The sequence below is a fragment of the Streptococcus sp. DD04 genome (assembly GCF_001578725.1).
Classification (GTDB): domain Bacteria; phylum Bacillota; class Bacilli; order Lactobacillales; family Streptococcaceae; genus Streptococcus; species Streptococcus sinensis.
This window is the reverse complement of record NZ_KQ968978.1, coordinates 374,556-380,719: the sequence shown is the minus strand read 5'-3', so window position 1 is coordinate 380,719 and position 6,164 is coordinate 374,556. Positions and strand designations below refer to the sequence as shown.

The window sequence follows — 6,164 nt, the reverse complement described above, 5'->3', positions numbered from 1 at the left end:
CGGACTATTGTCCCAGACTCTTCTTTTAGATTAGAAATAATTATAAGATTTTAAGATTGACTTATTCATTCACATTTTTAAAGGTCACTTTAGCTTCTGGGTCAATACCAGTCACAATAGCTCTATAATATTGCTCGGCTGATTCTGTGATAAGATTTTTATATTGTTTAAGATATTCTTCTTGTTCTTTATTGCTGAGCTCCTTACTAACATATTCTCCAGTATCAATATTTTCTGTTGAACCGCTCAACAACTCTCCACTCGTATCATATAATTTATATCGTTCTTTGGGATTATCTGGCATCTGAACTCCTATGACTTCATATTTAGGGATAGTCAACTCATATTCATGCTCAGCGATTTTCCTAACCCTGATTGCTTCTTTAATTCCAAATTTAGCTGTATACTTAAAAATGATGATTGCTTTCTTAACAGATAGTGGAATACTGATATTAGTACCGGGTATTTTTTTATCTTTCTCAATCGTTTCAACTTTTTGAATTCCAACATTTAAAAAGACACTTTGGTTAACTTGTTCTAAGTGAGTGATTCGAGTATAGACTTGGGTCTGTTCATCTGAAGCATTTTTCCCTTGGAAGTACCCAATAATATTATACGTTTTCGCAACAACAAAAAAGATAGCGAGAATGGCTACCACAATCCAAACGTAAATCTTAGCCCCCAAAACCTTTTTTATGAAATCCTTAACTATTTTCATTATCCTATTTCCTCCGAATCAAAAATGCTGTTCCAAGACTAATTATAGCAAGGATAGCTGATAAATAGGGATTCAGAGGAAAAAGAACGACAATTAAAAGCAACAACAAAACAAGTGATGCAATTTTTACTATTTTCATCATTTAACTCCTAAAACCTTTTCATTAGGTATTATATATATATATATATATGAATTGTCAAGTGTTTTTAAAAAATTATTCACAAAAAATCCCAGCATCTTGCCGGGATTCATTACTTATTAGGTTGGTTTGCTAATCGATATTTCCTATTGTAGAAATTGTTCTAAATAACATTCGTTACCCAATCAAACTTCCATTTGGGACTTTTTCGTCCACGGTAAGGAGAGTCAGTTGGTCGCCGTGCTCGGCTGATAGAATCATCCCTTGGCTGACATATTTTTTCATCATCTTACGTGGCTTGAGGTTGGCAACGATTTGGACTTTTTTGCCGACCAATTCTCGTTCGTTTGGATAATATTTCGCAATTCCTGAGAGGATTTGGCGGTCCTCACCATCTCCTGCATCCAAACGGAACTGAAGGAGCTTATCAGAACCTTCAACTTTAGAAACCTCTTTAACTTCAGCAACTCGGATTTCTACCTTATCAAAGTCGTCAAACTTGATTTCCTTGCGGTTAAGTTTAAGCTCGACTTCTTCTGGATTCCATTCTTTTTCAACCGCAGGTTTGTTGCCTTCCATTTGTTCTTTGATATAGGCAATTTCTTCCTCCATATCCAGACGTGGGAAGATTGGCGTTCCTTTTTCTACCACTGTCAGACCTGCTGGGAGATGGTCAATTGCTAGGTTTTCCAACGAAACTGCTTGAGGCAAGCCCAGTTGACTGAGGACAGCCTTGCTGGTTTCCATCATGAAAGGCTCAATCAAGTGCGCCACAACACGAAGGCTCGCTGACAAGTGGCTCATAACACTTGCAAGTTGATTGCGGAGAGCTTCATCCTTAGCTAGTACCCAAGGAGCGGTTTCATCAATGTATTTATTAGTTCGGGAGATGAGCGTCCAGACTGCTTCCAGCGCGCGTGGGTAGTCCACTGCATCCATGTGTCTGTAGTAGTCAGTGATTGATTCAGCTGCCACCTGAGCCAGAGCTCCATCGAATTCTGTCACATTTTCTTCATAAGCTGGGACTTGCCCATCAAAGTACTTGTTAATCATGGAAACAGTTCGGTTGAGCAGGTTTCCAAGGTCGTTGGCTAGCTCGTAGTTGATACGGCCAACATAATCTTCTGGCGTGAAAGTTCCGTCTGAGCCGACCGGAAGACTGCGCATGAGGTAATAGCGCAATGCATCCAAGCCATAGCGTTCTACCAGCATTTCAGGATAGACCACATTGCCCTTAGACTTGGACATCTTGCCATCCTTCATGACAAACCAACCGTGGGCAATCAGGCGGTCAGGCAACTTAATATCCAGCATCATAAGCAAGATTGGCCAGTAGATAGAGTGGAAACGCAGAATGTCCTTGCCCACCATGTGGAAGACTGTTCCATTCCAGAATTTATCGTAATTGGCATGGTCGTCCTGACCGTAACCAAGGGCTGTCGCATAGTTGAGCAGGGCATCAATCCAAACATAGACAACATGCTTAGGATTAGACGGCACTGGAACGCCCCAGGTAAAGGTCGTCCGAGAAACGGCCAAGTCTTCCAAGCCTGGCTCAATGAAGTTTTTCAGCATTTCATTGAGTCGGCCATCAGGTGTGATAAAGTCTGGCTGTGATTTGAAGAATTCTACCAAGCGGTCTTGGTACTTGCTCAGACGAAGGAAGTAAGACTCCTCTGATACCCATTCCACTTCATGTCCAGACGGCGCAATTCCGCCGGTTACTTTCCCATTTTCATCACGAAAGACTTCTGCCAGCTGGCTTTCAGTAAAGAATTCCTCATCAGATACAGAATACCAGCCTGAATATTCACCCAAGTAGATATCATCTTGGGCCAAGAGTTTTTCAAAGACATCGGCTACAACCTTTTCGTGGTAGTCATCAGTTGTCCGGATAAATTTATCATAGGAAATAGCCAAGAGCTGCCAGAGCTCCTTGACACCAACCGCCATGCCATCGACGTAAGCTTGTGGGCTGATACCAGCTTCCTCAGCTTTTTGCTGGATTTTTTGACCGTGCTCATCAAGACCAGTCAAATAGAAAACATCGTAGCCCATGAGACGCTTGTAGCGAGCCAAAACATCGCAGGCAATAGTCGTATAGGCAGATCCGATATGGAGCTTGCCAGACGGATAATAAATAGGTGTCGTAATATAAAACGGTTGTTTTGTAGTCATTTTTAATCCTTTCAAGGCTAATGAAACCTTTTTTGATAACACCTCATTATATCATATTTCACGGGGTTTGCGAAAAGATAGTCACCTATAGTAAACATAAATAAAATGCCGCTTTCTTACTCTGCGATAAAAATATTAGAAATGTCAGGATAACCGCTTTTAGTCAGTCTCTCGACGAACTTTTTGACAATAATTTATGGGAAGTCACGCCTTTCGACGTCCTTTTTATCTATAAATCTTTTGAATTACTGCTATTCGACAACTCGGTTGCTACTAAATATATGCAACACGAGTCTTTCTAGCTAATTTTTACAAATAAATTTTTGTATTTGATGCTCTTCGAGTGAATTTTTGCAAATAATTTTTAGGAATCGATGCCTTCCGAGTGAATGTTTACACAGATTTTTAGTATAATGGAGCAAAGGAGGGCTAAAAATGAAAACACATCTTATTAGCCAAGTTATTCTAAAATACCTGTCTGGTCTTATGTTTTTGATTTTGCTCATTTTTATACCAGCAGGAAGTTTAGACTTTTGGAAGGGCTGGCTTCTCGTGGGATTGGTCTTTCTACCAATGCTCTTGATTGGAATCCTTCTGTTCCTTTATAAACCTGACCTCCTCAGAAAAAGACTGGAAATGAAAGAGAAAGAAAAGGAACAAAAGCAGATCATTTTTTTGAGTGCTTTACTCTTTCTTGCTACCTTTATCTTAGCTGGTTTAGACTATCGTTTCTCTTGGTTTCAAGTCCCCAGCCGAATCACATGGTGTGCAAGTTTCATTTTTCTAGCATCCTATCTCCTCTATGCTGAAGTTCTGCGAGAAAATAACCATTTATTTAGAATTATTGATGTTCAAGACCAGCAAAACGTCATTTCAACTGGGCTTTACGGAATCGTCAGACATCCTATGTATCTAGCAACCCTTGGCCTGTTTCTGAGCATTCCGCTCATTTTAGGTTCACTTTTAGCTTTCCTTGTCATGCTTCTTTATCTTCCTATTATCAACCAGCGCATGAAAGGAGAAGAGGCTTTCTTAGAAAAGAATCTAGAAGGCTATCAAGAATACAAAAATCAAGTCACTACAAAAATCATTCCATTCCTATGGTAACAAAGAAAATGACAAACCCAAAACTCGCCTGCTTAGCCTTTTTTTGGTAAAATAGAAAAAAATAAGTCTAGAAAAGGTACCCTTATGAAACTCATCTCTTGGAATATTGACTCCCTCAACGCTGCCCTGACCAGTGATTCTGCACGCGCTCAGCTCTCTCAGGCTGTTCTTCAGACACTTCAGGCAGAAAAGGCGGATATTATAGCCATTCAGGAAACAAAGTTATCTGCTAAAGGTCCGACTAAAAAGCACTTGGAAATCTTGACAAACCTCTTCCCAGACTATGAAAACACTTGGCGTTCGTCCCAAGAGCCGGCCCGCAAAGGCTATGCAGGAACCATGTTCCTTTACAAAAATGAACTGACACCCATCGTGACCTTCCCAGAAATCGGTGCTCCGTCGACTATGGATGTCGAAGGTCGCATTATTACACTGGAGTTTGACAGCTTCTTCGTCACTCAGGTCTATACGCCTAATGCTGGCGATGGCCTCAAACGCTTGGATGACCGTCAAGTCTGGGATGCCAAATACGCTGAATACTTGGCAACACTAGATGAACAAAAACCAGTGCTTGCAACTGGTGACTACAATGTGGCCCATAAGGAAATCGACTTGGCCAATCCAGCCAGCAACCACCGTTCACCAGGATTTACCGATGAAGAGCGCGCTGGCTTCACCAACCTGCTAGCCAAAGGCTTTACCGACACCTTCCGTCACTTGCACGGCGATATTCCTAACCAATACACTTGGTGGGCGCAGCGCAGCAAAACTTCCAAAATCAACAACACAGGCTGGAGAATCGACTACTGGCTGACCAGCAACCGCGTGGCTGACAAGGTAACCAAGTCTAATATGATTGACTCCGGTGCACGGCAAGACCACACACCAATTGTCATGGAGATTGAGATCTAAGGAGAAGGATTATGGACTATCAGGCTGTCATTCCTGAATTTATGGTATCGAACATCGAACAGTCGCGCCACTTCTACTGCGACTTGCTTGGTTTCTCTGTCGAATATGAGCGTTCAGAGGAAAAGTTTCTCTTCCTCTCGCTTGAAGACTGCCAGCTCATGCTAGAAGAAGGCAGCGCAGAGGAATTAGCCCAACTGACCTATCCTTTTGGGCGCGGTGTCAATATTTCCTTTGGCATCAAGAATGTCCCACAGCTCCACCAAAAACTGCTAGAAGCTGACTATCCCATCCATCGTCCGCTGACAAAAAGAGAATTTCGCGTAGGAGATAGCTTTATTTATCCTCATGAATTTGCGATTTTGGACCCAGATGGTTATTTTTTAAGATTTAGTGAATAAGAAAAAGGAGGCTGCTGGCCCCTTTTTCAGTAGGTAAATATAAATTGACAGACCTGTAAATCCAGTGACAAAAACCTTTGCTAAAGCCCATGAAATCAGCATGTCAAAGAACTTTGATAGCCATTTTCAGTAAAATTGAGTAGAATGAAATCAGAAAGCGAGGAAATCTTATGCAAGTCGGAAAGCAAATCCAGCACTATCGTAAAGAGAAAAATTTATCTCAAGACGATTTAGCTGAAATAATCTTTGTCAGCCGTCACTCCATTTCCAACTGGGAACGCGGCGCGACCTACCCTGATATTCAAAATCTGCTCTTACTGAGCAAGGTCGTTGAAGTGTCGTTGGACAAACTAGTAAAAGGAGATCTGGAAACTATGAAACAAATTATTCACGACCAAGAATTTATGCGCTATCAAAAAGATGGAGTGGTCTTTAGCTTGCTGCTAATTGGCAGTCCTATCATCAGCATTCCCCTAATTCTTTATTTGGATTGGTACGGCATCGCTATTAGTTGCTTGATTTTTGCTATCGCGATGTTCTACGCTCTACGCATTGAGAAATTCAAGAAAACGCATAATCTTCGTACCTATCGCCAGATTGTCGCCTATGATCAAGGACGCAGTCTGAGCGAGATTGAAGAAGCCGAAGAAAGGGGTAAAGCTCCCTACCAAAGAATCATCCTTCCTGTTCTATTTGGCCTTGGAATTGGCAC

General features: G+C 41.5%; 6 protein-coding genes. 4 read left to right on the top strand and 2 right to left on the bottom strand.

Annotated elements, in window-relative coordinates:
* Window positions 1–61: 61 nt before the first annotated feature.
* On the bottom strand, window positions 62–718 hold the full coding sequence (locus STRDD04_RS06785; RefSeq protein ID WP_062200546.1) for a DUF4230 domain-containing protein: 657 nt from the start codon (window positions 716–718) through the stop codon (window positions 62–64).
* Window positions 719–1,034: 316 nt separating this feature from the next.
* Window positions 1,035–3,035 (bottom strand): methionine--tRNA ligase, encoded by a 2,001-nt coding sequence (metG, locus tag STRDD04_RS06780; protein ID WP_062200545.1) that lies wholly within the window; start codon window positions 3,033–3,035, stop codon window positions 1,035–1,037.
* A gap of 435 nt (window positions 3,036–3,470) precedes the next feature.
* On the opposite strand from metG, the gene STRDD04_RS06775 reads away from it, so the two are divergent.
* From STRDD04_RS06775 to STRDD04_RS06760, 4 genes are all read left to right on the top strand, one after another.
* The gene (locus STRDD04_RS06775) at window positions 3,471–4,142 is read left to right on the top strand and encodes a methyltransferase family protein (protein WP_062200543.1); all 672 of its coding nucleotides are present in this window, start codon (window positions 3,471–3,473) and stop codon (window positions 4,140–4,142) included.
* Window positions 4,143–4,226: 84 nt separating this feature from the next.
* Window positions 4,227–5,054, top strand: coding sequence for an exodeoxyribonuclease III (locus STRDD04_RS06770; protein WP_062200542.1), 828 nt, complete (start codon window positions 4,227–4,229; stop codon window positions 5,052–5,054).
* An 11-nt stretch (window positions 5,055–5,065) separates the two neighbouring features.
* Window positions 5,066–5,452: a bleomycin resistance protein gene (locus STRDD04_RS06765; protein ID WP_062200540.1), complete on the top strand. Its 387-nt coding sequence runs from the start codon at window positions 5,066–5,068 to the stop codon at window positions 5,450–5,452.
* Window positions 5,453–5,622: 170 nt separating this feature from the next.
* Window positions 5,623–6,164, top strand: a 542-nt coding sequence (locus tag STRDD04_RS06760; RefSeq protein ID WP_062200539.1) for a helix-turn-helix domain-containing protein, incomplete at its 3' end; no start/stop codon positions are given.

Excerpts from the sequence above, each read along its gene's own strand:
- STRDD04_RS06785 (WP_062200546.1), bottom strand. The coding sequence starts at position 718 with ATGAAAATAGTTAAGGATTTCATAAAAAAGGTTTTGGGGGCTAAGATT.
- metG (WP_062200545.1), bottom strand. The coding sequence starts at position 3,035 with ATGACTACAAAACAACCGTTTTATATTACGACACCTATTTATTATCCG.
- STRDD04_RS06775 (WP_062200543.1), top strand. The coding sequence starts at position 3,471 with ATGAAAACACATCTTATTAGCCAAGTTATTCTAAAATACCTGTCTGGT.
- STRDD04_RS06770 (WP_062200542.1), top strand. The coding sequence starts at position 4,227 with ATGAAACTCATCTCTTGGAATATTGACTCCCTCAACGCTGCCCTGACC.
- STRDD04_RS06765 (WP_062200540.1), top strand. The coding sequence starts at position 5,066 with ATGGACTATCAGGCTGTCATTCCTGAATTTATGGTATCGAACATCGAA.